This window comes from Allobosea sp. CS1GBMeth4, assembly GCF_900185715.1.
Lineage (GTDB): Bacteria > Pseudomonadota > Alphaproteobacteria > Rhizobiales > Beijerinckiaceae > Allobosea.
Genome location: NZ_FYAS01000013.1, coordinates 74988 through 98503, shown reverse-complemented (window position 1 = coordinate 98503; position 23516 = coordinate 74988). Strand labels below are relative to the sequence as shown.

The 23516-nt window shown below is 68.6% G+C and carries 24 protein-coding genes; 11 read left to right on the top strand and 13 right to left on the bottom strand.

What is annotated here, in order from left to right:
• Positions 1-30 precede the first annotated feature (30 nt).
• The 6 genes from CS1GBM4_RS06915 to CS1GBM4_RS06890 all read left to right on the top strand — a co-directional run bounded on the left by CS1GBM4_RS06915 (position 31) and on the right by CS1GBM4_RS06890 (position 5824).
• Complete coding sequence (locus tag CS1GBM4_RS06915) at positions 31-924, top strand: branched-chain amino acid ABC transporter permease (protein ID WP_244607096.1); 894 nt, start codon at positions 31-33, stop codon at positions 922-924.
• Positions 924-1865, top strand: coding sequence for a branched-chain amino acid ABC transporter permease (locus CS1GBM4_RS06910; RefSeq protein ID WP_186417963.1), 942 nt, complete (start codon positions 924-926; stop codon positions 1863-1865). The genes CS1GBM4_RS06915 and CS1GBM4_RS06910 overlap by 1 nt, the downstream gene beginning before the upstream one ends.
• A complete protein-coding gene (locus tag CS1GBM4_RS06905) occupies positions 1862-2611 on the top strand; it encodes an ABC transporter ATP-binding protein (protein WP_186417962.1) in 750 nt (249 codons plus the stop codon). Before CS1GBM4_RS06910 ends, CS1GBM4_RS06905 begins: the two co-directional genes overlap by 4 nt.
• Positions 2612-2820: 209 nt before the next feature.
• On the top strand, positions 2821-3516 hold the full coding sequence (locus CS1GBM4_RS06900) for an ATP-binding cassette domain-containing protein (protein WP_186417961.1): 696 nt from the start codon (positions 2821-2823) through the stop codon (positions 3514-3516).
• A 38-nt stretch (positions 3517-3554) separates the two neighbouring features.
• Positions 3555-4988 carry an aldehyde dehydrogenase family protein gene (locus CS1GBM4_RS06895; RefSeq protein ID WP_186417960.1) on the top strand — a complete coding sequence of 478 codons (1434 nt, stop codon included), beginning with the start codon at positions 3555-3557 and terminating at the stop codon, positions 4986-4988.
• Positions 4989-5101: 113 nt separating this feature from the next.
• The gene (locus tag CS1GBM4_RS06890) at positions 5102-5824 is read left to right on the top strand and encodes a class I SAM-dependent methyltransferase (RefSeq protein WP_186417959.1); all 723 of its coding nucleotides are present in this window, start codon (positions 5102-5104) and stop codon (positions 5822-5824) included.
• On the opposite strand, the gene CS1GBM4_RS06885 is transcribed toward CS1GBM4_RS06890, so the two are convergent.
• Complete coding sequence (locus CS1GBM4_RS06885) at positions 5811-6362, bottom strand: Lrp/AsnC family transcriptional regulator (protein WP_186417958.1); 552 nt, start codon at positions 6360-6362, stop codon at positions 5811-5813. The genes CS1GBM4_RS06890 and CS1GBM4_RS06885 overlap by 14 nt on opposite strands.
• A 48-nt stretch (positions 6363-6410) precedes the next feature.
• On the opposite strand from CS1GBM4_RS06885, the gene CS1GBM4_RS06880 reads away from it, so the two are divergent.
• A complete protein-coding gene (locus CS1GBM4_RS06880; RefSeq protein ID WP_186417957.1) occupies positions 6411-7622 on the top strand; it encodes an MFS transporter in 1212 nt (403 codons plus the stop codon).
• Here the strand turns inward: CS1GBM4_RS06880 and CS1GBM4_RS06875 are convergent.
• Positions 7609-8733 carry a zinc-dependent alcohol dehydrogenase family protein gene (locus tag CS1GBM4_RS06875; RefSeq protein WP_186417956.1) on the bottom strand — a complete coding sequence of 375 codons (1125 nt, stop codon included), beginning with the start codon at positions 8731-8733 and terminating at the stop codon, positions 7609-7611. The genes CS1GBM4_RS06880 and CS1GBM4_RS06875 overlap by 14 nt on opposite strands.
• 184 nt (positions 8734-8917) lie before the next feature.
• On the bottom strand, positions 8918-9880 hold the full coding sequence (locus tag CS1GBM4_RS06870) for a LysR substrate-binding domain-containing protein (RefSeq protein ID WP_186417955.1): 963 nt from the start codon (positions 9878-9880) through the stop codon (positions 8918-8920).
• A 215-nt stretch (positions 9881-10095) separates the two neighbouring features.
• Between CS1GBM4_RS06870 and CS1GBM4_RS06865 the strand changes: the two genes are divergently transcribed.
• Complete coding sequence (locus tag CS1GBM4_RS06865) at positions 10096-11070, top strand: MBL fold metallo-hydrolase (protein WP_186418052.1); 975 nt, start codon at positions 10096-10098, stop codon at positions 11068-11070.
• On the opposite strand, the gene CS1GBM4_RS06860 is transcribed toward CS1GBM4_RS06865, so the two are convergent.
• Positions 11037-11474, bottom strand: a complete 438-nt coding sequence (locus tag CS1GBM4_RS06860; protein ID WP_186417954.1) for a helix-turn-helix domain-containing protein — start codon at positions 11472-11474, stop codon at positions 11037-11039. The genes CS1GBM4_RS06865 and CS1GBM4_RS06860 overlap by 34 nt on opposite strands.
• Positions 11475-11562: 88 nt before the next feature.
• On the opposite strand from CS1GBM4_RS06860, the gene CS1GBM4_RS06855 reads away from it, so the two are divergent.
• Positions 11563-12552, top strand: coding sequence for an NADPH:quinone reductase (locus tag CS1GBM4_RS06855; protein WP_186417953.1), 990 nt, complete (start codon positions 11563-11565; stop codon positions 12550-12552).
• Here CS1GBM4_RS06855 and CS1GBM4_RS06850 read toward each other — a convergent pair.
• The 8 genes from CS1GBM4_RS06850 to CS1GBM4_RS06815 form a co-directional block, all read right to left on the bottom strand.
• The gene (locus CS1GBM4_RS06850; RefSeq protein WP_186417952.1) at positions 12549-14444 is read right to left on the bottom strand and encodes a sugar phosphate isomerase/epimerase and 4-hydroxyphenylpyruvate domain-containing protein; all 1896 of its coding nucleotides are present in this window, start codon (positions 14442-14444) and stop codon (positions 12549-12551) included. The genes CS1GBM4_RS06855 and CS1GBM4_RS06850 overlap by 4 nt on opposite strands.
• Before the next feature lie 130 nt (positions 14445-14574).
• Positions 14575-15312: an ABC transporter ATP-binding protein gene (locus tag CS1GBM4_RS06845; RefSeq protein WP_186417951.1), complete on the bottom strand. Its 738-nt coding sequence runs from the start codon at positions 15310-15312 to the stop codon at positions 14575-14577.
• Between the two features lie 98 nt (positions 15313-15410).
• Positions 15411-16154 carry an ABC transporter ATP-binding protein gene (locus CS1GBM4_RS06840; RefSeq protein ID WP_186417950.1) on the bottom strand — a complete coding sequence of 248 codons (744 nt, stop codon included), beginning with the start codon at positions 16152-16154 and terminating at the stop codon, positions 15411-15413.
• Positions 16151-17164 (bottom strand): branched-chain amino acid ABC transporter permease, encoded by a 1014-nt coding sequence (locus CS1GBM4_RS06835; protein ID WP_244607095.1) that lies wholly within the window; start codon positions 17162-17164, stop codon positions 16151-16153. The genes CS1GBM4_RS06840 and CS1GBM4_RS06835 overlap by 4 nt, the downstream gene beginning before the upstream one ends.
• Positions 17161-18039, bottom strand: a complete 879-nt coding sequence (locus CS1GBM4_RS06830) for a branched-chain amino acid ABC transporter permease (protein WP_186417949.1) — start codon at positions 18037-18039, stop codon at positions 17161-17163. The genes CS1GBM4_RS06835 and CS1GBM4_RS06830 overlap by 4 nt, the downstream gene beginning before the upstream one ends.
• A gap of 223 nt (positions 18040-18262) precedes the next feature.
• Positions 18263-19399: an ABC transporter substrate-binding protein gene (locus CS1GBM4_RS06825; protein ID WP_186417948.1), complete on the bottom strand. Its 1137-nt coding sequence runs from the start codon at positions 19397-19399 to the stop codon at positions 18263-18265.
• 57 nt (positions 19400-19456) lie between these two features.
• Entirely contained in the window at positions 19457-20341 is an 885-nt protein-coding gene (locus tag CS1GBM4_RS06820) for a shikimate dehydrogenase (protein ID WP_186417947.1), read from the bottom strand.
• Between the two features lie 96 nt (positions 20342-20437).
• The gene (locus CS1GBM4_RS06815; protein ID WP_186417946.1) at positions 20438-21370 is read right to left on the bottom strand and encodes a LysR family transcriptional regulator; all 933 of its coding nucleotides are present in this window, start codon (positions 21368-21370) and stop codon (positions 20438-20440) included.
• Positions 21371-21520: 150 nt separating this feature from the next.
• Between CS1GBM4_RS06815 and CS1GBM4_RS06810 the strand changes: the two genes are divergently transcribed.
• Positions 21521-21973 carry a hypothetical protein gene (locus CS1GBM4_RS06810; protein ID WP_244607094.1) on the top strand — a complete coding sequence of 151 codons (453 nt, stop codon included), beginning with the start codon at positions 21521-21523 and terminating at the stop codon, positions 21971-21973.
• A 10-nt stretch (positions 21974-21983) separates the two neighbouring features.
• Positions 21984-23216, top strand: a complete 1233-nt coding sequence (locus CS1GBM4_RS06805; protein ID WP_186417945.1) for an HlyD family secretion protein — start codon at positions 21984-21986, stop codon at positions 23214-23216.
• On the opposite strand, the gene CS1GBM4_RS06800 is transcribed toward CS1GBM4_RS06805, so the two are convergent.
• Positions 23203-23487, bottom strand: coding sequence for a hypothetical protein (locus CS1GBM4_RS06800; protein WP_186417944.1), 285 nt, complete (start codon positions 23485-23487; stop codon positions 23203-23205). The two genes, CS1GBM4_RS06805 and CS1GBM4_RS06800, sit on opposite strands and share 14 nt — an antisense overlap.
• Positions 23488-23516 lie beyond the last annotated feature (29 nt).

Sequence of the window (23516 nt, the reverse complement as noted above, 5' to 3'; positions counted from 1 at the left end):
AACCCGGTAACGGACCGCATGCCTCCTGAAATGCTTCTCCTCGCCGCGCTCGACGGCCTGGCCTATGGCTCGCTGATCTTCCTGGTCGCGGTCGGGCTGTCGCTGATCTTCGGCGTGCTCGGCATCGTCAACGTCGCCCATGGCTCGTTCTACGCGATCGGCGCCTATGTCGCGGCGGCGAGCGTGCTCGCCCTCGGCGCCGCCGGGCTGCCGACCTGGCTCGCCTTCCCGGCGCTGCTGGCGTCCGCCGCGCTGGTCGGCATCCTGCTCGGCGGGCTCACCGAGGCGCTGCTGCTGCGCCGGATCTACGGCAAGGAGGAGGTGCTGCAGCTCATCGTCACCTTCGCCGTCTTCATGATCCTGGAGGACGCGCAGAAGGTCGTTTTCGGCGTGCAGCCCTATTTCGCCAACGCGCCGATGAACTGGCTCGGCACGGTCGAGGTCTTCGGCATCTTCTACACCGGCTACCAGCTCATCCTGATGCCGCTGGTCGCGCTCGCGGTGCTGCTCGGCCTCCGCTTCTTCCTGCGCCGCACCAGCTTCGGCCGCGCCATCGTCGCGGTGACGCAGGATCGCGAGGCCGCGACCGCCATGGGCATCGACGCGACGCGGGTCTACCTGATCACCTTCATCATCGGCGCCTCGCTTGCGGCGCTCGGCGGGGCGCTCGCCTCCGCCACGACCTCGCTGACCCCCGGCATCGGCGCCGGCACGCTCGTCCTCTCCTTCGCCGTGGCGGCGACCGCCGGTCTGGGGCGGATCGAGGGGGCGGCGGTCGCAGCGCTGCTGATCGGGCTCGGGCGCTCGGCCGCAGTCTATTTCGCGCCGGAATTCGACGTGCTGATCCCCTATCTCATCATGATGGTCGTGCTGCTGATCCGTCCGCAGGGCCTGTTCTCGACCGTGCAGACGAGGAAGGTGTGATGGCGCGCCAGCTCGTCTTCGGCCTTGCGCTCACCGCGGCGCTCGCCGTCTTCCCGCTGTTCTCGCCCTGGTCGACGGTGATCCTCACCGTGGCCCTGTGCGAAGGGCTGGCGGCGCTCGGCATCATGGTGCTGCTGCGCGCCGGCCAGGTCTCCTTCGGCCACGGCCTGTTCTTCTCGTTCAGCGCCTATGCGGTCGCCTTCCTCGCGGCCGCCCGCTTCGGCCATGAGGCGCTGGTCCTGATCCCGCTCGGCATGGCGGCCTCCGGTCTGCTCGCCGCGCTCGTCGGCCTGTTCGTCGTGCGCTACCGGGCGATCTTCTTCGGCATGCTCAACCTCGCCATCTCGATGGTGTTCTTCTCGCTTCTGGAGAAGCTCTTCCCGATCACCGGCGGCGCCGATGGCAAGCGCGTGCCGCGCCCGACCTTCGCCGGCATCGAATTCGGCCGCGAGCAGTTCGAGCTCGCGACCTTCTATCTCACGCTCCTGCTCTGCATCGTCGCGGCGCTCTTCGTCGCGCGCTATCTGCTGTCGCCCGGCGGCAAGGCGCTGGAGGCGATCAAGTCGAACGAGACCCGGCTCGAATATCTCGGCGTCTCGCCGCGCAAGGTGCTCTACGGCGCCTATCTGCTCTCCGGCCTGCTGGCGGGCCTGGGTGGAGCGATCATCGCGCTGGTCTCCGGCCACGTCACGCCGGAGCTGGCCTATTGGGTGCGCTCGGGCGAGTTCGTCTTCATCGCGATCCTGGGCGGCATCGGCGGCGTCGCCGGCCCCTTCCTCGGCGCGCTGATGTTCCAGATCATCCGCGGCTATGCGGCGGTCCACGCGCCCGAGACCTGGCACGCCGTGCTCGGAATCATGCTGCTGGTCATCATCTTCTTCGCGCCGGCGGGCCTCTACGGCATCGTCGCCGGCCGCAAGCGCGAGGAGGGCGGGCGATGAGCGGCGTCATCCTGAAGGCGGACGACCTGCATCTGCGCTTCGGTGGCGTGCAGGCGGCGAACGGCGCCTCGCTCGAGGTCGCGGCCAACGAGCGCATTGCCATCATCGGCCCGAACGGCGCCGGCAAGACCACCTTCATCAATCTCTGCACCGGCTATCTCAAGCCGCAATCGGGCCGGGTCGTCTTCGCCGGGCAGGATGTGACGCGCCTCTCGCCGCGGGCGATCACTCGCCTCGGCATCGGCCGCTCCTTCCAGATCCCGCAGCTCTTCCTCGACAACACCGTGATCGAGAACCTGCTGCTGGCGCTCTCGGCCCGCGAGGGCTCGTGGTCGCCCTTGCTCGCCATGCGGCGCCATCCGAAAGCCGGGGAGATGTGGGCGCTGCTCGAGCTGGTCGGCCTGAAGCAGATCGGCAATCGCGTGGTCCGCGAGCTGCCCGAGGGCATGCGCAAGCTGATCGACATCGCGCTCGCGCTGGCGCTGGAGCCGAAGCTGATCTTCATGGACGAGCCGACCAGCGGCGTCTCCTCGACCGAGAAGTTCGAGGTGATGGACACGCTGGCCCGCGTGCTCGACGCCCGCGCCACCGCCGCGGTCTTCGTCGAGCACGACATGGACGTGGTCGCGCGCTATGCCGGGCGCGTCGCGGTCTGGACCGGCGGGCGGATCGCCCATCAGGGCACGCCGGAGGAGATCCTCAGCCATCCGGACGTGCGCGAGACCGTGATCGGGGTGGGGGTCTGACCATGTGGAGTTCACCTGGCGCCACCTCCGTCCTTCCGGGGCTTCGCGCAGCGAAGAGCCCGGAATCCATGACCACCGGCGGCGCAGGATTTGCCCTGCCATCGCCGCACCCGTCGTCATGGCCCCATGGTCACGGGTTCCGGGCTCGGCCTTGTGGCCCAACCCGGAACGACGGTGCGGCTCCTCTCGATGGCGGTAAGGTCTAGCTCATGCTGGAGATCAGGGAGCTCTCGGCCGAGATCGAAGGCGTGCAGGTGCTGCGCCGGGCTTCGCTGTCGCTGGAGGAGGGGGCGACGGTGGCCCTCATCGGCCGCAACGGCGCCGGCAAGACCAGTCTGCTGCGCGCCGTGATGGGCTTCATGACGGTGACGGAAGGCGAGATCAGCCTCGACGGCAAGCCGCTCGGCGCGGTGAAGCCGCATCAGCGCCCGCGCCTCGGCATCGGCTATGCGCCGGAGGACCGCCGGCTGTTCCCGGCCTTCACCATCGAGGAGAATATCCGCCTGCCGGCCGAGGTGATGAAGCTCGGCGAAACCGAGATCGCGCGGCGGCTGGAGCGCATTTACGCGGTCCTTCCGGAGCTCGCCGATCTGCGCCAGCGCGCGGCCGCGGGCCTGTCGGGCGGGCAGGGCAAGATGGCGGCGCTCGCCCGCGCATTGATGATCGGCAGCCGCGTCATCCTGCTCGACGAGCCGTTCCAGGGCCTTGCCCCGGTGCTGGCCAACCGCTACGCCGCCGCCCTGCGCGCTTTGCGCGACAGCCATCCCGACATCGCCTTGCTGATCACCGAATCCAACCCCAGTCTGCTGCGCAACTTCGCAGCCAAGGCCTATGCGATCGAGCGTGGCGAGGTCAGCGAGACCGTGCTGGCCGAAAGCTCGCTCGCCGCGGCCGGGCTGCACTGAACAGGATCGAGACGGCATCGCCGTAGACGGAGATCATCATGACCCAGCACTTCATCAACGGCCGGCACGTCGCCGGCCGCACCGGCGAGACCATGGCGGTGCTCGCGCCGGCGACCGGCGAGGAGTTCACCCGCATCGCCTGCGGCAACGCCGAGGACATCGACGACGCGGTGAAGGCCGCGCGCGCGGCCTATGACGGCGCCTGGGGGAAGCTGACCGCGGCCGAGCGCGGCCGGCTGATCTCGAAGCTCGCGCTCAAGGTCCAGGATCATTTCGACGAGCTGGCGCGGATCGAGGCGCAGGACACCGGCAAGCCGATGGCGCAGGCCCGGGCCGATATCGAGGCGACCGCCCGCTATTTCGAGTTCTACGGCGGCGCCGCCGACAAGGTGCACGGCCACGTCATTCCCTTCCTAAACGGCTACAATGTCAGCGTCGTGCACGAGCCCTATGGCGTCACCGGCCATATCCTGCCCTGGAACTATCCGGCGCAGATGTTCGGCCGCTCCCTCACAGCTTCGCTCGCCATGGGCAATGCCGTGGTGCTGAAGCCGGCCGAGGATGCCTGCCAGACCGCGCTGCGCCTCGCCGAGCTCGCCAGCGAGGTCGGCTTCCCCGACGGCGCGATCAACATCGTCACTGGCCGCGGCCACGAGGCGGGCGAGGCGCTGTGCCGCAATCCCGGCGTCGGCTTCATCTCCTTCACCGGCTCGCCCCAGGTCGGCCAGATCATCCAGAAGGCCTGTGCCGACAATTTCATCACCTGCACGCTGGAACTCGGCGGCAAGTCGCCCCAGATCGTCTTCGACGATGCCGATTTCGATGCCGCCGTGCCGATCGTCTGCAAGGCGATCGTCCAGAACACCGGGCAGACCTGCTCGGCCGGCAGCCGCGTGCTGGTCCAGAAGACCATCTATGACGACTTCGTCGGCGCCGTCGCCAGGCAGTTCAGGACCTTGCGCGCCGGCACGCCCGAGATGGATCTCGACTGCGGCCCGGTGATCAATGCCAAGCAGCGCGGCCGGGTCCAGAGCTTCGTCGACCAGGCCCGCGAGCAGGGCATACCGGTCCTGGCCGAAGGGCAGATCGCGCAGGGCGTGCCGAATGGCGGCTTCTATGTGACGCCGACGCTGTTCGGCCAGGTGCCGCGCGGCAACCGGCTGGAGCAGGAGGAGGTGTTCGGCCCGGTCCTCGCCGCGTTCTCGTTCGAGGACGAGGAGGATGCGGTGAAGCTCGCCAACGCCACGCCCTACGGCCTCGTCGCCGGCGTCTGGACCAACAATGGCGGGCGCCAGCAGCGCGTCGCCAGGCGCGTCAGGGCCGGCCAGGTCTTCATCAACGGCTATGGCGCCGGCGGCGGCATCGAGTTGCCCTTCGGCGGCACCGGCAAGAGCGGCCATGGCCGCGAGAAGGGTTTCATGGCCCTCGAGGAATTCGCCGTGGCCAAGACCATCGTGCACAAGCACGGGTAAGGTCCGGCGGCGCCGGTCGCGGCCAGGTTGCCTGCTCGAAGCGGGTAGCTCTGGATCGCTCCAGAACAGGTCTTGCGCCCCGCCGCGGGCGCAACCATTGATTGACCATGGGCATGCGGCCGCCAGGCGATACCGTCGAGATTCTCGAGCGACTCCTCTCCCCCTTGCAGGGGCGGCGCCTCCTCGACATCGGCTGCGGCAAGGGCCAGCTGCTGCAGGCGCTGGCCGAACGCGGCGCCGGCGTCGCCGGGCTCGATCCGGACGAGGCGGTGCTGGACGCCGCGAAGAAGCTCGTGCCCAGGGCCGCGCTGAAGCAGGGGCATGCGCAGATGCTGCCCTGGGGCGACGCCAGCATGCATGCGGCGATCTTCCTCAACAGCCTGCACCATGTGCCGGCTGCCGACATGCTGCTGGCGCTCGAGGAAGCCGCCCGTGTCGTCGGCAAGGGCGGCAGTGTCGTCGTGGTCGAATCGCTGTCGGAAGGGTCGTTCTTCGACGCGCTGCGGCTGATCGAGGACGAGACCGAGGTCAGGCAGGCGGCGCAGGACGCCATCACCCGGGCGACGCGCCGGGGCATCGTCAGCGAGAGCAGGCGGATCGAATACGACCGCGTCGAGACGTTTTCGGACGCCGCCGCCTTCATCGCGCGTGCCGTCGCGGCCGATCCCTCGCGTGAGGAGCGGGCGCAGGCGGCACTGGGCAAGCTGCTCGCCCGCTTCGAGGCCCTGTCGGAGCATGAGAACGGCGGCTATATCCTGCACCAGCCGCTCCGGCTGCACCATCTCAAGGTGCCGGTCGGGCCGCGCCCGATCGTCCACCCCCCTATGTTCGGCTGACCGGCTGCGGGCGCGGGTCCTTGACGCGCCCCGGCCAGTCGCCGGTGACGCCGGGCTGGACCGGGCGCTCCAGGAAGGTCGACAGCACGACATAGCTGCGCGTCGCGGTGACGCCCGGTACGTCGTAGAGCTTCGCCAGCAGGCCTTCGAGCGCATGGGTGCTCTCGGTTCGGACCTTGAGCAGCATGCAGGTATCGCCGGCGACTGAATGGATCTCCTCGACCTCGGGATGGGCTTCGATCGCGAGCAGCGCCGTGGTCTTGCCCCAGCCGGTGGTGTCGACATGGACGAAGGCGAGCAGGGTCTTGCCGGTCGCCTCCGGTTCGATCAGCGCCGCGACGCGCCTGATCACGCCCGCGCGCCGCAGCCGCTTCACCCGCTCATGCGCCGCGGGCGGCGACAGGCCGACGCGCTCGCCGAGCTCGGCGTAGCTGATCGTCGCATCCTCGACGAGGGCGCCTAACAGCTTTCGGTCCATGGCATCGAGCTCGCGCTCGGCCCCGCGACTTCGCCGAACCCCATCTGTTTTTTCGAGCATTCGTCCATCTCCCATTGAATCGGAATTACATTCGGCCATTCTGATGAAATGCAGAATGAAAATCAAAGAGCCCCTGCCGCATCGCGCATCCCCTCGGCAGCCTATGCCCTGTGCCTGTGCATCGGGCTCGTCGGCGCGAACTCGCTGGCGCTCGGGCCGATGGCGCCGCGCCTGGCCGAGAGCTTCGCCCGCGGCGTGCCGGCGGTGATGACGGCCTCGGCCGCTTTCGGCATCGGCACGGCGGCGAGTGCCCTGCTGCTCGCCGGGCTGATCGACCGCTTCGGTGCGGCGCGGGTGCTGCGCCATGCCCTGCTGGCCTTCCTCGCCGCCCTCGCCGCGAGCGGGGCGGCTCCGGTCCTGCCGGCCTTCGTGGCGGCGCAATTGCTGGCCGGGCTCGCCGCCGGCCTCGCTTTGCCGTCGATCTACACCCTCGCCGCGCTGGCGGCGCCGCCCGGCCGCGAGAGCGATACGCTCGGTGTCGTCCTGTTCGGCTGGACGCTCAGCATGGTCGCGGGTGTTTCGCTCTCGGCGGTGATCGCCGACCTCCTCGGCTGGCGCATGGTCTATGGCCTCGTCGTCGCCGCCGGGCTCGCCGCCATGGCCGGGACCTTGCGGCTCAGCGCCGGCGGAGGCGCCGCCGGCCGCGCCGCGCCGTCGCCGCTCTCGGCCCTGCGCGTTCCCGGCATCGCCCCGCTGCTCGTCGCCTGCGCCGCCTTCATGGCCGCGTTCTACGGCGTCTACGGCTATGTCGGCGACCATCTGCATCGCGGGCTCGGCCTGCCGGTCAGCGCCGGCGGCCTGCTCGCGCTCTGCTATGGTCTCGGTTTCGGGGCGACCGCTCTTCTCGACCGCTGGATCGACCGGCTGGGGCCGGCCCGCCTGCTCCCGGCCTTCTTCCTGGCGGTCGGCGGCGTCTACCTGGCGATGGCCGCCGCCGCGGCCTCCTATCCGGCGCTGCTCGCCGTCGTCTTCTGCTGGGGCATGGCCAACCATGCTGCGCTGAACGTGCTGATCCTGCGGCTGGCGGCGCTCGATCCTGGCCGCCGCGGCGCGATCATGGGCCTCAACAGCGGCGTCACCTATCTCGCCCTCTTCATCGGGACGACCGGCTTCGGCCCGCTCTATGCCCATGCCGGCTTCGCCGCGCTGGCCGGGCTCGCGGTCGCGCTGATGCTGGCGGCGGCCCTCGCCGCCGCGCTCGCGCCTCGTGCCGCGACGGCGAGCGGCCAGGCTGCCGCCCGATCCCTCACATCTGGATGACGTGCCGGATCGTCCGGCCCTCGTGCAGCGCGTCGAAGCCCTCGTTGATGCCCTCGAGCGGGCTCGAGCTGGTCCAGAGCCTGTCGACCGGCAGGCGGCCGCGCTGATAGAGATCGATGAAGCGCGGAATGTCGCGCACCGGGATGCAGGAGCCGACATAGGAGCCCTTCAGCGTCCGCTCCTCGCCGACGAGCCGGACCGGCGCCAACGACATCATATGAGCCGGATTGGCGAGGCCGGCCGTTGTCGTCGTGCCGCCGCGCCGGGTGATCTGATAGGCGAGCTCCAGCGCCTTGACCGAGCCGGCCATTTCGAGGCCGTGATCCACGCCTCCCTTCGTCGCCGCCCGGATCGCCTCGACCACGTCGGGCGCGCCGGCGTTGAAGGCGTCGGTGGCGCCGAGCTCGCGAGCGATCCCGAGCTTCTCGTCCGACAGATCGACGGCGACGACGCGCGCGGCACCACAGGCGACGGCGCCGAGGAGGGCGGAGAGGCCGACGCCGCCGAGGCCGACGACCGCGACCGTCTCGCCGGCTCGGACCTTGGCGGTGTTCACCGCCGCACCGACCCCGGTCAGCACGGCGCAGCCGAACAGCGCCGCGATCTCGTGCGGGATGTCGGCCTCGATCTTCACCAGCGAATGGCGCGACATCACCGTGTGCTCGGCGAAGGCGGAGACGCCGACATGGTGGTTCACCGGCTTGCCGTTCTGCGAGAGCCGGCGGCCGCCCGCCACCAGCTCGCCGACGCCGTTGGCGGCGTTGCCGGGCTCGCACAGGGCAGGGCGCCCCTCGCTGCACGGCGCGCAGTGGCCGCAGGACGGCACGAAGACCATGACGACCCGGTCGCCCTTCCTGAGATCGGTGACGCCGGGGCCGACCTCCTCGACCTCGCCCGCTGCCTCATGGCCGAGCACCATCGGCACCGGGCGCGGCCGGTTGCCGTCGATCACCGACAGGTCGGAATGGCACAGGCCTGCGGCGCGAACCTTGACCAGCACCTCGCCCATCGCCGGCGCGGCGAGCTCGACCTCCTCGATCCGGAGCGGTTTCGACTGCGCATAGGGCGCGGCGACGGGGCTGGCGTGCAGGACGGCGGCGCGGGTCTTCAAGGCGTATCCTCGTCGGCTCGTTGGTGCTTGGCCTTGCCGTCATTGCGAGGAGCAAAGCGACGAAGCAATCCAGGGGCGAACGGTGCCCTATGCCCCTGGATTGCTTCGCTGCGCTCGCAATGACGACGAGGCATTCCGTCGACCTTCGAACTCGCGCGAAGGCCTGTCAAAGACGAAATCCTGATCAGCCGTATAAGGCCGGCGGATCGGTCTCGTCGCCGAGCGTCGCGGTCCAGCTCTCGTCGGTGACGAGGCCGCGCAGGATCTCCCAGGAGAGCTGGCCGATGGCGCGCGCCGCCGCCGTCATCGGCCGCTCGGTCGAATAGGCGAGATAGACTTTGCGATAGAGGAAAGGCTGCTCGATCGGCCAGGTCCGGAACAGGCCGGCCTTCTCCTGCGCCCTGACCGCCATGCGCGGCAGGATGCCGTAGCCGAGGCCGCGCTCGGCGAGGCGCTTGATCTGCGCATAGGACTCGATCTCGACCGCGGCGTGGACGGTGGCGTTGATGCCGGCTGCCGCCTCGTCGATCTGGTCGCGCAGGCCATGGCCCGGCCCGGGCAGGATCAGGTCGAGCCCGGCCGCCTCGCCGAGCGTCACCGCCTTGCCGGGCGGGGTCGTGAGCGCCGTCAACGCCGGAATCCCGAACAGGCAGAGCTCCTCGGTCAGCACATGGTGGATGCCGAGCCCTTTCGGGTCCGAGGTCGAATAGATCACAGCCAGGTCGACCTCGCCCTTGCGCAGCCAGTCGAGCACGAAGCCGCTCATCGCCTCCGCGATGCGGATACGGACATCCGGGTAGCGGTCCTGCGCCGCCTCGATCAGCGGCACGCCGAATTGCTCGCTCACCGTGCCCGGCAGGCCGATGCGGACCTCGCCGGCCGGCGCGGCCGCTTCGCCGCGCACGCTGTCGCGCAGTTCGGCGAATTCGGCGAGAATGGTGCGGGCTTTCGCGAGCAGCCGCTCGCCGGCCTCCGTCGGCTGCACGCCGCGCGTGCCGCGGTGCAGCAGGGCGACGCCGAGCTCGTCCTCCATATGGCGCAGATGCTGACTCAGCGCCGGCTGCGCGACGCGAAGCTTGAGCGCCGCCTTCGAGAACGAGCCCTGTTCGACGATGGCCGTGAAATAGCGCAACTGGCGCAGATCCATCGCCGCTCGATCCTCCCGGTGTCCTGTGCCGCCTGCGCCCGCGGGAGCGGCAGCTTTCGCTTATGCAGACTAGAGCGAAGCCTTATTGGCCGTCCACTCCGCCCGCGTGCATCCTTCCCCTCCGGCAAGGCCTGACGCAATGCAGGCCTCCCGCGCGAAGAAGACGGCGCCCGACGCCGCCCCCTTTCTCCCGGAGGACCGCCATGTCGAATCTGCTGATCCCGTCCCTCAACCGCCGCGGCTTCCTGTCGGGGGCCGCAGCGCTCGCCGCCGGCGCGGCCTTGCCCCGCGGCGCCACCGCCAAGGCCCCGCTCGCGAACAGCCAGGTGCCCTATTTCTACCGCTTCATGCTGGGCCAGGCCGAGATCACGGTCGTCTCCGACGGGCCGCTGCCGCTCGGCGATCCCGGCTCGAGCTTCCTCGGGCTGCCGAAGGAGCAGGTCTACGGCCTGCTCGAGACGAATTTCCTGCCCAAGGACAATGTCGTGCTCGAGCAGAACGTGCCGATCGTCAATTTCGGCGACCGGCTGGTGATGTTCGACACCGGCATGGGCTTCTCCAAGGCCTTCGGGCCGACCACGGGCCGGTTGCTGAAGAGCATGCAGGAGGCCGGCATCGACCCGGCCGCGATCGACGCGATCGTCTGCAGCCACGCCCATATCGACCACACCGGCGGCATCTGCTCGGCGGACGGCAAGCCGAACTTCCCCAATGCGCAGATCTATATCAGCCAGGTCGATCATGATTACTGGCTCGACGACGCCAGGCTGGGCGGCCCGTTCAAGGCCTTCGGCGAGCACGCCCGCGCCAATCTGAGGCCGGTGCGCGACCGCATCGTCTTCTTCAAGGACGGGCAGGAATTCCTGCCGGGGATCACGGCGATCTCGGCGCCGGGCCACAGTCCCGGACACACCATCTTCAACGTCTCCTCGGGCGGAAAATCCTTCGCCTTCCTCGGGGACCTGACGCATCACCCGGTGCTCCTGACCGAGAATCCACGCGTCGAATTCGCCTATGACTACGATCCCAAGCAGTCGGTCCAGTCGCGAGTCAGGCTGCTCACCATGCTGGCCGAGCAGAAGACGCCGGTGATGTCCTATCACTTCGCCTGGCCGGGCTTCGGCAACCTCGCCAAGGCCGGCGACGGCTTCCGCTACTATCCCGCTCCGATGCAGATGCTGCGCGGCTGAGCCGGTCCTCCCCGAGGTTCGGTCTCCGCAGCGTCCATGCGCGCCTGGAAGCCCTGGCCCCAGGCGCGCATGGCGAGCAGCACCGGCTCCAGCGATTGCCCGAGCTCGGTCAGTTCGTATTCCACCTTGGGCGGCACCTCCGGATAGACGGTCCGGCGCACGACGCCGTCGGCTTCCAGCTCGCGCAACTGCAAGGTGATCATCCGCGGCGTCGCGCGTGGCGTGAGCCGGCACAGCGCGTTGAAGCGCAGCTTGCCGCGCAGAAGCTGGAACAGCAGCACCGGCTTCCAGACCCCGCCGATCACCGACAAGGTCGCCTCGACCCCGCAGCCCGTGCGGGCCGCCGGCTCACGGCGCGGTCTCGTGCCGCGGGCGAGGGCAGGCTCGGAGACACTTACATCCATGATAGTACATGTTCTCTTTGTGCGTACTTGTCTGCGATGAGCTATGACGACACTTGCCTGCTTCCGCAACAGAGTAAGGAGCATGGCGGTGAAGGCAGCTTGGTATCAGCGCAAGGGGCCGGCGAGCGAGGTTCTGCAGGTCGGCGAGCAGCCCCGCCCCGTTGCCGGGCCGGGGGAACTGCTGGTCAGGGTCCGCGCCAGCGGCGTCAATCCGTCGGACTGGAAAGGGCGGGCGGGCTGGCTCGGCCGGGACGAAATGCCGTTCCCGCTCGTCATCCCGCATCAGGACGGCGCCGGCGAGGTCGTGGGCGCCGGCTCGCCCGAGTTGGAGAGCCGCCTCGGCGAGCGCGTCTGGTTCTATGAGGCCTCGCTCGGCCGGCCCTTCGGCGCGGCTGCGGAGTATGTCGCGCTGCCGGCGCGGCAGGTTCAGCCGCTGCCGGCCCGCATCTCCTTCGAGGAGGGCGCCTGCCTCGGCGTCCCGGCGATGACAGCGCATCGCTGCGTCTTCGCCGATGGCCCGGTCGCCGGGAAGGTCGTGCTCGTCACCGGCGGGGCCGGTGCGGTCGGCCGCTACGCCATCCAGTTCGCCCGGCAGGGCGGAGCGCGGGTGATCGCGACCGTCAGCCGCGAGGAGCAGGCGCGTTCCGCCAGGGCGGCGGGTGCCGATCTCGTGCTGAACCGGCTGACCGATGATCTTGCGGCGCGCATCCGCGCATTTACCGGCAAGGAACGCGGCGTCGACCGTATCGTCGAGGTCGCCTTCGGCGCCAATCTCGCCCTGACCATGCAGGTCCTGGCGCCACGCGGCGTGATCGCGACTTATTCGTCCGATGCGGTCGCGGAGCCCGTGCTGCCCTTCTGGCCGCTGCTCCAGCTCGATGCGGCGATCCGTTTCGTGCTGGTCTACGTCATGGACGCGGCGGCGCATGACGAGGCCGCGGTCGCGATCAGCGCAGGCCTGCGCGACGGCTGGCTCACCCACCAGATCGCTGCGCGCTTTCCGCTCGATGAGGTGGCGCGGGCGCATGAACTGGTCGAGAGCGGCCGGGCCGTCGGCAAGGTCGTGGTGACGAGCTAATCCTCGTGCAGCGGGCGCGGCACCGTCACGGGCCGCGCCTCGCGTGCCTGCGCCGCCAGCCGTACCGGCGCGTTGACCGCGCCGAAGCCGGCATAGCCGCCGCGCCGCTCGACGATCTCGAAGAAGAAGCGCTGGGCGAAGACGTGGGTGTAGACCTGCAGGAACTCGGCGTCGCCGTCGCGATCATAGAGGATGTGGTGCTCGCGCAGCCGCTCGAGGAAGGCCGGCTCCAGCCCGTAGCGAGCTTCGAGATCGTCGTAGTAATTCGCGGGGATGTCGAGGAAGTCGAGCCCGGCGGCGCGCATCGCCGTCACGGCCGCGAAGATGTCGGGCGAGGTGAAGGCGATGTGCTGCACGCCGGAGCCGAAATGCTCGGAGACGAAGCGCGAGGACAGCGTCCGCGTCGCCTGCGAGCCGTTGAGGATGATGCGAACCGTGCCGTCGGCATTGACCAGCGGCCGGCTCTGCACCAGCCCGGCCGGGTCTGCGATGGCGAGCTGCGGCACGCGGTCCAGCGCGAAGAGCGAGGTGTAGAACAGCAGCCAGGACAGCATCTCGTCGTAGTCCATCGACTGCGAGATGTGGTCGACGCCGGTGAGCAGGGCGGGGGCGCCGCCGTCGGCGCCGCTGGCGATGAAGTCGTCGTGCCAGCTCCGGGCGCCGTCCGGGCGCGGCTCGGTGAAGTAGATCAGGCTGCCGCCGACGCCGCGGATCGCCGGGATCTCCATCTCGCCCGGCCCGACCGGCTGCTCGAAGGTCGTGACCTTCAGCGCCCTGGCGCGCGCCATCGTCGCCTCGACATCGGCGACGCGCAGCGTCAGCGCGCAGACGCCGGGCCCGTGCATGATCGCATGAGACTGGGCGAAGCCGTCCTTCTCGGTGTTGACGATCAGGTTGATGCCGCCCTGGCTCCAGCGCGTTACCGTCTTGCTGCGATGCTCGCCGCTCTTGTGGAAGCCGAGCGCGCCGAACAGGGCGGCCAGCTCATGCGCCGGCTCCTCGTCGAGCGCGAATTCGATGAACTCGACGCCGAGCAGCGGTGCACGATCCGGCATCTCCGCCTTGGCGGGGTCGCTGAGGCGGGCCGTCTGGTCGGCGAGCTGGATCAGCGAGCGCAGGCCGTCGACCGCAACGCGCCTGGCCGAGCCGGCGCGGAACTGGTCGTTGAAGATCTCGAGCGAAAGCGGGCCGGCATAGCCCGTCGCCTCGACGGCCCGGAGGAAGTCGGCGACGGGCAGGTCGCCCTGGCCGGGGAAGTTGCGGAAATGCCGGCTCCAGCTCAGCACGTCCATGTCGAGCTGCGGCGCGTCGGCGAGCTGGACCAATTCGATCCGGTCGCCGGGGATCGCGGCGATCGGCTCCAGCGGCGAACGGCGCGCGAGCGTGTGGAAGGAATCGAGGATCAGCCCGATGCGCTGATGGTTCGCCCGGCGCACGATCTCCCAGGCGTCGCGATAATCGTTGACATGACGGCCCCAGGCCAGCGCCTCGAATCCGACGCGAACGCCGTGCGTCGCCGCGAGATCGCCCAGTTCGGCGAGGTCATGGGCGGCGCGGTCGATCCCGCCGATCGATTGCGGCGAGACGTTGGAGCAGATCAGCATCAGCTCGGCGCCGAGCTCGTTCATCAGCGCGAACTTGCGTCGGGCCCGCTCGAATGTGCGCCCGCGCAGCGGCTCCGGCATGCCCTCGAAATCGCGGAAGGGCTGGAAGGCGACGATGGCGAGGCCGAGATCGGCGATCATCCTGCCGACATCGCGCGGACCGCCGTCGAAGGTGAGGAAGTCGTTCTCGAAGACCTCGACCCCGTCGAACCCGGCGGCGGCGATGGCGCGCAGCTTGTCGGCGAGGTCGCCGGAGAGCGAGACGGTGGCGATCGAGGTCGGGTTCATGCGGGCTCCGTGGTCAGATCGCGTGGTCCGTCATTGCGAGCGCAGCGAAGCAATCCAGCGGGATATTGAGCTCTGCGGCTCTTGGATTGCTTCGTCGCCTTCGCTCCTCGCAACGACGCGCAAGGCGCCATCACGCCGCCTCCGTCATCGCTCCGCCGAGGAAGAGCTGCCCGACGCGCGGATCGGCGAGGATCTCGGCGGCAGGGCCTTGCATGCGCGTCCGGCCGAGTTCCAGCACCAGGCCCTCGTCCGAAATCTCCAGCGCCGAGCGGGCGTTCTGCTCGACCATCAGGATGGTGACGCCCTTGGCGCGCAGCTCCTTCAGGATGTCGAAGGTCTCCTGCACCAGCATCGGCGAGAGCCCGATCGAAGGCTCGTCGATCAGCACGAGCTTGGGGTCGAGCAGCAATCCGCGCACGATCTCGAGCTGCTTCTGCTGGCCGCCGGACAGGGTCGAGGCCTGCATGTCCGCTTTCGCCCGCAGCGCCGGGAAGCGGTCGAGCGCCGCCTCGATGCGCTTCGGCATATCGGTGATCTGGCTGCCGGCAGCGACCGCGCCGAGCTCGATATTGTGGCGCACCGAGAGCTCGGGGAAGATGTTGCGGCCCTGCGGCACATAGCAGATGCCGGCTTCGAGCAGCCTGCGCTGGGTCCAGTTGGTGATCTCCCGGCCCTCCAGCCCGATCCGGCCCTCGCGCACCCTGATCAGGCCGAAGATCGCCTTGAACACGGTCGATTTGCCCGCGCCGTTCGGTCCGATCACCGTGGTGATGGCGGCGCGCGGCACCGTGAAGCTCGTGCCGTTCAGGATGGTCATGGCGCCGTAGCCGCCGACCACGCCGTCGAGTTCGAGGATGGGGGTGGTCATTCTCGTCTCCGTTCCCGTTCGCGTCATTCTCGGGCGGAGCGCAGCGCAGACCCGAGAATCCCTGGCAGGAGATGCTCGGTCGAGCCCGAGCATGACGGCTAGTGCCCCAGATAGGCTTCGATGACAGCCGGGTTGGCGCGGACCTCGGCCGGCGTGCCTTCGGCCAGGACCTTGCCCTCGGCGAGCACGATGACGCGCGAGCACAGCGACATCACGAAATCCATGTTGTGTTCGATCACGACGAAGGTCGCGCCCTGCTCGGCATTGATCGCGCGCAGGCGCTCCTTGAGATCGCCCAGCATGGTCAGGTTGACGCCGCCCGCCGGCTCGTCGAGCAGGACGAGGCGGGGCCCGGCCATGAAGGCCATGGCGGCGTCGAGCAGCTTCTGCTGGCCATAGGAGAGGCCGCCCGCCTTGGCGTCGGAGAGATGGCCGAGCTTGAAGAAGCCGATCATCTGCTCGGCCTTCGCCGTCAGCCCGGCGTCGCGGGCTCCGAAGAAGCGCGAGAGCATCGTGCCCTCGTGCTCCTGGCCGGCGAGGATCAGGTTCTCGCGCACCGAGAGCTCGGGAAAGACCTGCAGCAGCTGGAAGGTGCGGCTGACGCCGAGCTTGTTGAGCTCGGAGGGACGCATATTGGTGACGTCGCGCCCGTCGAGCTTGACCGCGCCCTCGCTCGGCTCGAGCTGGCCGAGGATGCAGTTGAACAGGGTCGACTTGCCGCAGCCGTTCGGGCCGATGATGCCGAGGATCTCGCCCTCGTTGACCGAGAAGGAGACCCCGTTCACCGCCTTGATGCCGCCGAAGGCCTTGTGGAGATTCGAGACTTCGAGGACCTGGGTCATCGTCCGGCCCCCGGCTTGCCGGTCAATCGATTCCAGCCGCGTTCCAGCAGGCCGCTCATGCCCTGCGGGCAGGCGATCAGCAGCAGCATGACGATCGCCGCGAAGATGATTAGGTAGAGCGAGCCGGCAAAGCGCAGCCATTCCGGCAGCACCACGCCGAGCAGCGCCCCGATGAAGGGGCCGAGCAGGTAGCCGGCGCCGCCGGCGACCACCATCAGCAGCAGGAAGAAGCTCTGCGACAGCGAGAAGGGCGAGGGGTCGATGAACTCGACCAGCGGGGCGTAGAGCGCGCCGGCGAAGCCCGCATAGGCCGAGCCGATCGCGAAGGCGAGCAGCGTGTACATGCGGGTGTCGACGCCGAGGCTGGCGGCGCGGATCGGGTTCTCGCGCAGCGCCGTGAAGGCGCGGCCCCAGGGCGAGCGGATCATCCACCAGAGCACGACCGCGAGCAGGAAGGTGACGACGACGACGAAGCGGTGAAAGGCCAGCGCCCCGTCGAGCTTGAGGCCGAGGAAGCTCGGACGCGGGATGTTGGAGAGGCCGAAGACGCCGCCGGTCAGCCATTGCTCATTGCGCAGGATCAGCCAGATCAGCGTCGAGAAGGCCAGCGTCACGAAGGCGAGGTAATGCGCCTTCACCCTGAGCGCCGGGAAGCCGAGGACCAGCCCGACGGCGAAGGTGAGCAGGCCCGAGATCGCGAAGGCAGTGTACCAGTCGAGCCCGACCTTGCTGGTCAGCAGCGCGGTCGCATAGGCGCCGATGCCCATGAAGGCGGCCTGCGCCAGCGATTTCAGGCCGGCATAGCCGAGCGTCAGGTTGAGCCCCATCACCGCGACGCTCATCACCAGCCAGAGCGAGAGCACATAGGTGCCGTAGCGACCCATGCCGGAGGGCGCGAACCAGAGGATGAGGGCGGCTGCGACCAGCGTCAGCAGCGTGCCGTCGACGAAGCCGGGCAGGGCGAGGCGACGCGCCGCCGGCGCGGCGCCATGGGTTGCGGGCGCGGTCATACGCGGCGCTCCTCTCTACGTCCCATCAGGCCCTCCGGCTTGACGAGGATGACGACGACGAGCAGCACGAGCGGCACGGCGAGCCGATACGAAGTCGAGACATAGGCCGCCGCCAGGCTGTCGACGATGCCGACGATCAGGCCGCCGACCAGGGCGCCCCGCACCTGGTTGAAGCCGCCGACGATCGCCGCGATGAAGGCGAACAGGCCGATGACCTCGCCATTGGAGAATTTCGCCAGGTAGATCGGCGAGATCAGCACGGAGGCGACCACTGCGAGCGCCGCGTTGATGACGAAGGTCAGCAGCACCATGCGCTCGACCGGGATGCCGAGGATGCGGGCCACGGTCGGGTTCTGCGCGGTCGCCTGCATCTGGCGGCCGAGGCGGGTGCCGCCGACGAACCATTGCAGCAGGCCGATCACGGCGAAGGCAACCGCGATGATCGCGACGTGCTGCAGCGAGATCGCGGCGCCGAACACCGAGATCGTCTCGGTCGGCACGAAGGAGGGGAATTTCTGCGCCTCGGCCGAGAAGCCGTCCTTGGCGCCTTCCTTCATGATGATCGACAGCGCCATGGTGGCGATGGCGAGCGGCAGCACGCCGTGCCGGATCATCGGGTCGACGACCGCCAGCTTGAAGCCGACGCCGAAGATCAGGATGAAGGCGGCGATGCCGATCAGCGCGCCCAGCCAGACCGGGGCGCCGAGGAGCTTGATCGCGAGCAGCACCAGCACCGCCGGCAGCATGACGAACTCGCCCTGGGCGAAGTTGATCGTCTGCGAGGTCTGCCAGACCAGCGTGAAGCCGATCGCAGCGAGCGCGTAGATCGCCCCCGTCGCGATGCCGGCGATGAGATAGGCGAGGAATTCGGCCATGGCGGTTTCTCGCTCGTTTGGCGCGTCGGAAGGAGGCTCTTCCCTTCTCCCTTGCGGGAGAAGGTGACCCGAAGGGCCGGATGAGGGGTCGCTCAGGTCTATCCAGCGACCGGCTGTCCGACGCGATGAAAGCTGCGGGCGTTGCGCGACCCTTCATCCGTCTCGGCTTTGCCGAGCCACCTTCTCCCGCAAGGGGAGAAGGGAGGGGGCGCGGTTCCCGCCCCTACGGGTTGATCTTCGGCAGCGTCGCTGTGATCACCTGCTTGCCGTCCTTGACCTCGGCGAGGAAGCTCTCGCGATCGAGGTCGCCGTTCTTTTCGATGGTGGTCTCGATCATGATCCCCGGCTCCTCGGTCGTCTTGATCGTCGCGCCGCGCAGCGTGTCGGCGACGCCCTTCTTGTCGAACTTCTTCTGCTTCTCGGTCGCCCATTTGATCATGTGGACGGCCATGTAGCCCTTCAGGCCGTTATGGTCGGACGCATAATTGTACTTGGCCTGGAACTTCTTGCCGAACTCCTGGAAGGCCGGGATCGGCGCGTCAATCGAGAGGCCGACATGGCCCTTGACGCCGTTCGCGGCCTCGCCCGCGAGCTCGATCACCTTGGCGCCGAGCAGCGTCGTCTCGCCGATCATCGGCTTGGTGATGCCCTGCTGCTTGGCGGCGCGCAGGAAGCGGGCGCTCTCCTCCTCGTTCAGATAGACGAAGATCGCGTCGGCATTGGCGTTCTTGACCTTGATCGCGTCGGCGGCGAAATCGGCCTGGCCCTGTTCGGTTGCGACGTCGGCCGCGAGCTTGATGCCGGCCTTCTCCAGCTCGGGAATGATGGCGTCGCGCCCGCCCTTGCCGAAATCGTTGTTGACCCAGACCACGGCGACTGAAGCAGCCTTGACCGTGTCCTTGAGGTATTTGGCGATCTTCGGCATGGCCGCGCTCTGGCTCAGCGAGGTGCGGAACAGGTACTGGTTGCCCTGCTTGGTCAGGCCCGCCGCCTCGCCGCCGACGATCTGGGCGATCTCGGCGCGCTGGGCGATCTGCATCGAGGCGCCGATCGGGCCGGAGAAGACCGGGCCGAGCACGGCGTAGGTGCCTTCGTCGATGGCGCGCTGCACGGCGGCGCGGGTGTTCCCCGGATTGGTCTGGGTGTCGTAGTGGACGATCTCGATCTGCTTGCCGAGGATGCCGCCCTTGGCGTTGATGTCGGCGACGGCGAGGTCGATGCCGTTCTTCCAGTTGGTGCCCGCCGTCGCGCCGGCGCCGGACAGTTCCACGACGTCGATCAGCTTGACCTTGTCCTGCGCCAGCGCCGGCAGGCTGACGGCCATGCCGAGCGCGGCCGCGATGATCCAGTGCGATTTCATTGTCGTCTCCTCCACTCGTCCCTCGTTCTGCCCGGTCCCGCCGGGTCGTTTTGATTGTCAGGCGGCGCGATCTCCGCCTTCCCGCGCTGCGATCGCGGCGTCGAAGGCCGCGCCGATCACCGCTTCCGACGCCTCCCGCCCGGTGAACAGCCGGAAGGCGTCGACGGCCTGGTGGATGGCGAGCTCCCGCCCGGTCATCACCGTCGCGCCCGCCTTTTGCGCCGCTTTCAGCAGCGGAGTCCAGAGCGGGTGATAGACGGCGTCGGCCACCCATTGCGAGGCCCGGATCGCCTCGGCCCGGACGGGCATGTCGCGGTTCGGCAGCATGCCGACCGGCGTGCCGTTGACGATGCCGGCCGCGCCGTCCGCGGCCGCCTCGGCAGTCGCGGCGATCGCGACGCGCGCCCGCGCGCCGATGAGGGCGGCCAGAGCCTCCGCCCGGCTCCGGTCGACATCGTGGATAGCCAGGCGGCGCACGCCGCAGCCGGCGAGCGCGAAGGCGATCGCCTTGCCGACGCCGCCCGCGCCGATGATCGCGACCGGCCTGTCGCCATCCTGCCGGCCGAGACGGCGATAGGCGGTGGCGAAGCCGCTGGCGTCGGTGTTGTGGCCGGTCAGCCGGCCATCGTCGACGACGATGGTGTTGACCGCGCCCATCGCGGCGGCCTGCTCCGACAGCCCGTCGAGCAGCGGCACCACAGCCTCCTTGTAGGGGTAGGTGACGTTGATGCCGGAGAAGCCGAGCCGGCGCACGCCGTCGAGCATGGCGGCGAGATCGTCGCGCCCGGCCCCGGCGACCTCGATCAGATGGTAATGCGCCTCGATGCCGGCCGCACGTGCCGCCGCCTCCTGGGCCGCCGGCGTTGCCGAATGGCTGATCGGCGAGCCGATCAGCCCGAGCAGGACGCGCTTGCTCTTCCTGGCGATGGCGATGGTCGACATTCCCGTCCCTTCGGTGCCTGTCTCGGCAGGCTTCTCGATCAACTCGACATAAGCCGATTTACGCCGCTAACGCGATAACCAATTTATCCGGGATGCCTAACCTGATGTTATGCCGGTGGACGCAGGTGCCACGCGTGGTCCGACCACCGCGTTCATCTCCTCGCGCAGCAGCCTGACGAAGGTCTCGGCATAGAGTGAGGGAGCCTTGTCGTTCTTCATCGCCACATAGGTCTGGAAGCGGGTCGGCTCCGAAATCGGGATCGTCGCGATGCCCTGCATCGAGCCGTGCGCGACGGTGAATTGGTCGATGACGGCGATGCCGAGCCCGGCCCTGACCAGCGAGCAGACGGTGGTGCCGAAGCGTGCCTTGATCGCCATCTCGTAGTGCAGGCTCTGGCGCTCGAAAATCTCGCTCATGATCCGCCCGTAGGGGTCGTTCGGATCGATGCCGATCAGCGGGTGCTGCACGATCTCGCGGGCCGAGATGACGGCGCGCCCGGCGAGGGGATGGTCCTGGGGGACGATGCAGAGCAACTCGCCCATGGCCAGCGGCACGAAGTCCAGGCCGGGGTGGTCCAGCTTGTAGCTCATCGCCACGATCTCGCCCTTGCCGAGCAGGAGATAGTCGAGCGCCTCCTCGATCTTGAGGATGTTGATGTCGATGCGCAGGTCGGGATGCTTGCGCCGCAGCCGCTCGATCGCGCGCGGCACCATGACATGGCAGATGCTCGGCACCGAGCCGAGCTTGAACTCGACCTCGCTGCCGCGTTCGATCCGCGCCAGCATCGAATGCAGGTCGTCGACCTTGCGGTAGACGCCGTTGATCTGCTCGAAAATGTCCTTGGCCTCGGGCGTCGGCACATAGCGGCCATGCCTGCGCTCGAACAGCTTGAGCCGCAGCGTCCGCTCGGTGTGCTTCATCAGCCGGCTGATTCCCGGTGCCGAGACGTTGAGCAATTGGGCCGCGCCGGCGATCGTGCCGGTGATCATGATCGCCCGGATCACCTCGATCTGGCGCAGCGTAAGCATGGCTGACCGTTCCTCGCCGGCTTCTTGCCGCAAGCGGAGGTGAGGGCCGCCGACCTGTCAAGACGCTACGCGTAGTCCGCTGGGCCGATTGACTTTCGCGCGATCTGGCTCTCACCTGACCTTAGGTCTTCGATCGCTCCGGGAGATGCCATGGCGGACCAGGTTCATCCGGCGGCGGCGCATCACCTGCCGGCTTTCATCATCGAACCGGGCGGCACGGATATTCTGATGGTGGTCGCGGCGATCATTCTGCTCGCCACCGTGCTCGGCGTCGGCCTGCTGTTTCTACGCCTGCACACATTGCCCGAGCGCATCGCGCACAAATCCCACAAGCTGCAGTTCGAGATCGTCGCCGTGCTCGGGCTGCTCGCTCTGTTCACGCATGTGCATCTCTTCTGGGTGATCGGTCTGCTGCTGGCCCTGATCGACGTCCCCGACTTCTCCGGCATGTTCAGCCGCATGGCCGGCGCGCTCGAAAAGATCGCCGGTATCGCCCCCGGCCGCGGTGGCGAGGCGGCATCCGCTATCGAGCACGGCATCGCCCCGCCGGACGACAAGCCGGCGCCTCCGCCAGTCGTAGCCGGGCCGGCCGGCCAGCATTGAGGAGAGGCTGATGCTCGAACTCCTCGTCTGCGCCCTCTTCACCATCGTCCCGGACTACCTGTATCGCCGCTATGGCCAGGGTCGGCGACTGGGCAGGGAGATCACGTTCTATTCGGTCTGGTTCGAATTGCGTTGGGGCATCGTCACCTGCGTGATGCTGACGATCGGCCTGATCACCGTGATCTTCTACAACCACCCCTCGACGACCAGCGCGACCGTGTTCTTCCGCAGCGTGCCGATCATTCCGGAGATCAATGGCCGGGTCGCCCAGGTCCACGTCGGCGTCAGCGGCAAGGTCGCGCAGGGCGAGCCGATCTTCACCCTCGACAGCACGAGCCAGCGGGCGGCGGTCGAGACGGCGCGGAGCAAGCTCGCCGAGGTCGACGCGGCGCTGGTGGTCGCGAAGGCCGACATCCTCACCTATGACGGCAAGGTCCAGGAGGCGAAGAGCGCGCTGCAGCAGGCCCTCGATGAATTGCAGACCAAACGCGAACTGAAGCGGCGAAACGACGACATCGTCGCAACCCGTGAGATCGAGCGCCTCGAAAACATCGCCGCCGGGCGCGAAGCCGCGGTCGCCTCGACGATGGCGTCGCAGGCGGCAGCCCAGACCAAGATCTCGACCTTGCTTCCCGCCGAGCGGGCCAGCGCCGAGGCGACGCTGGCGCAGGCGGAGGTCGAGCTCGGCAAGACCGTGGTGCGGGCCGGCTTCAACGGCCATGTCGAGCAGTTCACGCTGCGGCCCGGCGACATCGTCAACCCGTTCATGCGTCCGGCCGGCGCGATCATCCCGGAGGAGGCCGGCCGCGGGCGGCTTCAGGCCGGCTTCGGCCAGATCGAGGCGCAGGTCATCAAGGTCGGCATGGTCGCCGAGGTCACCTGTATCTCGAAGCCCTGGACCATCATCCCGATGGTCGTGACCGGCGTGCAGGACTTCATCGCGACGGGGCAGGTCCGCAGCGGCGAACAACTGATCGACGCCCAGCAGGCGGTGCGCCCGGGAACGATCCTGACCTATATGGAGCCGCTCTATCCAGGCGGGCTCGACGGCGTGACGCCCGGTTCGAGCTGCATCGCCAACGCCTACAGCAACAACCACGACATCATCGCCGCCAGGGGCACCGGCACGCTGCGCCGGATCGCCTTGCATGCGGTCGACGCGACCGGAGTGGTTCACGCCATGCTGCTGCGCATCCAGGCGCTGGTGCTGCCGATCCAGACGCTGGTCTTCAGCGGCCACTGAGGCCGGCCGTTCGCTTCCGTGGCTTGGACGGGGGCTGCTCCTGCCGGCTGACCGTCGTACCCGCCGACCGGAACGCTTCGACATTCGCTGCGCCGCTGCGCATGGCTTCGCTCATGCGGCCGTCATGCATCATCCCGTAATTCTCCAGCTGGGCGTCATGGATGCAGCCGTCCATCCGGTTGCAGGCTGCAGCGGGGCCGGCGGGCAGGCTTGAACACAAGGCGATGATGGCCGGGACGGCGAACGCGCCGGCGCTGATCCTTCGGATCATGGGCAACCTCCAGCGGGCGTCGATGTCGG

What these genes read in the sequence shown, in the direction of transcription:
- CS1GBM4_RS06915 (WP_244607096.1), top strand. Translation starts at nt 31, where the DNA reads ATGCTTCTCCTCGCCGCGCTCGACGGCCTGGCCTATGGCTCGCTGATC.
- CS1GBM4_RS06910 (WP_186417963.1), top strand. Translation starts at nt 924, where the DNA reads ATGGCGCGCCAGCTCGTCTTCGGCCTTGCGCTCACCGCGGCGCTCGCC.
- CS1GBM4_RS06905 (WP_186417962.1), top strand. Translation starts at nt 1,862, where the DNA reads ATGAGCGGCGTCATCCTGAAGGCGGACGACCTGCATCTGCGCTTCGGT.
- CS1GBM4_RS06900 (WP_186417961.1), top strand. Translation starts at nt 2,821, where the DNA reads ATGCTGGAGATCAGGGAGCTCTCGGCCGAGATCGAAGGCGTGCAGGTG.
- CS1GBM4_RS06895 (WP_186417960.1), top strand. Translation starts at nt 3,555, where the DNA reads ATGACCCAGCACTTCATCAACGGCCGGCACGTCGCCGGCCGCACCGGC.
- CS1GBM4_RS06890 (WP_186417959.1), top strand. Translation starts at nt 5,102, where the DNA reads ATGCGGCCGCCAGGCGATACCGTCGAGATTCTCGAGCGACTCCTCTCC.
- CS1GBM4_RS06885 (WP_186417958.1), bottom strand. Translation starts at nt 6,362, where the DNA reads ATGCTCGAAAAAACAGATGGGGTTCGGCGAAGTCGCGGGGCCGAGCGC.
- CS1GBM4_RS06880 (WP_186417957.1), top strand. Translation starts at nt 6,411, where the DNA reads ATGCAGAATGAAAATCAAAGAGCCCCTGCCGCATCGCGCATCCCCTCG.
- CS1GBM4_RS06870 (WP_186417955.1), bottom strand. Translation starts at nt 9,880, where the DNA reads ATGGATCTGCGCCAGTTGCGCTATTTCACGGCCATCGTCGAACAGGGC.
- CS1GBM4_RS06860 (WP_186417954.1), bottom strand. Translation starts at nt 11,474, where the DNA reads ATGGATGTAAGTGTCTCCGAGCCTGCCCTCGCCCGCGGCACGAGACCG.
- CS1GBM4_RS06850 (WP_186417952.1), bottom strand. Translation starts at nt 14,444, where the DNA reads ATGAACCCGACCTCGATCGCCACCGTCTCGCTCTCCGGCGACCTCGCC.
- CS1GBM4_RS06845 (WP_186417951.1), bottom strand. Translation starts at nt 15,312, where the DNA reads ATGACCACCCCCATCCTCGAACTCGACGGCGTGGTCGGCGGCTACGGC.
- CS1GBM4_RS06840 (WP_186417950.1), bottom strand. Translation starts at nt 16,154, where the DNA reads ATGACCCAGGTCCTCGAAGTCTCGAATCTCCACAAGGCCTTCGGCGGC.
- CS1GBM4_RS06835 (WP_244607095.1), bottom strand. Translation starts at nt 17,164, where the DNA reads ATGACCGCGCCCGCAACCCATGGCGCCGCGCCGGCGGCGCGTCGCCTC.
- CS1GBM4_RS06830 (WP_186417949.1), bottom strand. Translation starts at nt 18,039, where the DNA reads ATGGCCGAATTCCTCGCCTATCTCATCGCCGGCATCGCGACGGGGGCG.
- CS1GBM4_RS06825 (WP_186417948.1), bottom strand. Translation starts at nt 19,399, where the DNA reads ATGAAATCGCACTGGATCATCGCGGCCGCGCTCGGCATGGCCGTCAGC.
- CS1GBM4_RS06820 (WP_186417947.1), bottom strand. Translation starts at nt 20,341, where the DNA reads ATGTCGACCATCGCCATCGCCAGGAAGAGCAAGCGCGTCCTGCTCGGG.
- CS1GBM4_RS06815 (WP_186417946.1), bottom strand. Translation starts at nt 21,370, where the DNA reads ATGCTTACGCTGCGCCAGATCGAGGTGATCCGGGCGATCATGATCACC.
- CS1GBM4_RS06810 (WP_244607094.1), top strand. Translation starts at nt 21,521, where the DNA reads ATGGCGGACCAGGTTCATCCGGCGGCGGCGCATCACCTGCCGGCTTTC.
- CS1GBM4_RS06805 (WP_186417945.1), top strand. Translation starts at nt 21,984, where the DNA reads ATGCTCGAACTCCTCGTCTGCGCCCTCTTCACCATCGTCCCGGACTAC.
- CS1GBM4_RS06800 (WP_186417944.1), bottom strand. Translation starts at nt 23,487, where the DNA reads ATGATCCGAAGGATCAGCGCCGGCGCGTTCGCCGTCCCGGCCATCATC.